This window comes from Streptomyces sp. AC627_RSS907 (assembly GCF_019049165.1).
Map to the genome: position 1 here is coordinate 1 of NZ_JAGMUE010000725.1, position 1,072 is coordinate 1,072.

Genomic DNA, 1,072 nt, shown 5'->3' on the forward strand with positions numbered 1-1,072 from the left:
CGAGCCGACGCTGCTGCGCGACCCGGACCCGGCCGACGTGCGCAAGCTGGTCGACGCGGCCCGCGGCACGGCCAAGATGATGACGCTGGCCCCCGAGCTGCCCGGCGGCCTGGACTCGGTGCGGCTGCTCGTCGAAGCCGGCGTCATCGCGGCCGTGGGCCACACGGACTCCACGTACGACGCGACGCGCGACGCCATCGAGGCCGGCGCGAGCGTGGCCACCCACCTGTTCAACGCGATGCCCTCGCTGCTGCACCGCGCGCCGGGCCCGGTGGCCGCCCTCCTGGAGGACGAGCGGATCACCGTCGAGCTGATCAACGACGGCACGCACCTGCACCCGGCCACGCTGGAACTGGCCTTCCACCGCGCCGGCGCCGACCGGGTGGCGTTCATCACCGACGCCATGGGCGCGGCCGGCATGGAGGACGGCATCTTCCCGCTGGGCCCGATGAAGGTCGAGGTCAAGGACGGTGTGGCGCGCATCAGCGACGGCCCGACGGCGGGTTCCATCGCGGGCTCCACGCTCACCCTCGACCAGGTCTTCCGGCGCGCGGTGACCATCGACGGGCTCTCCGTCGAGCAGACCGTACGCGCCCTGTCCGCCACCCCGGCCCGGGTGCTCGGGCTCAGCGACCGCGTCGGCTCTGTCGAACCCGGCAAGGACGCCGACCTGGTGGTGCTCGACGAGCACTTCGCCCTGGTCGGCGTGATGCGCCGGGGCGCGTGGGTGGTCCGCCCGACGACCGGCTGACCCCCGGCGCCGTCGGCCGACCACCCCCCGGCCGAGGACGCGCACCATGCCCGCCCGCGGGCGACGGCTCCGGAGCGGGGCCGCGGCGCAGCCCGCCGCGGCCCCGCTCCCGCGCTCCCCGCGTTCCTCCCGCTCCCGACCGCCCCCCGACCGCGCGACGCGTGCGCGCGGCAGGCAGGCGGAATGCGTCGACAACGGTTCATAACGCGTCGAAGCAGCGCGGTTGGCCTACAGGGGTGGGACAACCGCTCCGGCTTTGGCATGATCGCTGCCAGTAAGCCAACCGCTCCGAGCGCCGCACCGCGCAGCACGGACCCGGCG

Annotated in this window: 1 protein-coding gene; it reads left to right on the plus strand. The window is 75.1% G+C overall.

The window, feature by feature from the left end:
- The coding region (locus KUM32_RS38275) for an N-acetylglucosamine-6-phosphate deacetylase (protein WP_217146428.1) at nucleotides 1-751 on the plus strand (751 nt) is incomplete at its 5' end.
- Nucleotides 752-1,072 lie beyond the last annotated feature (321 nt).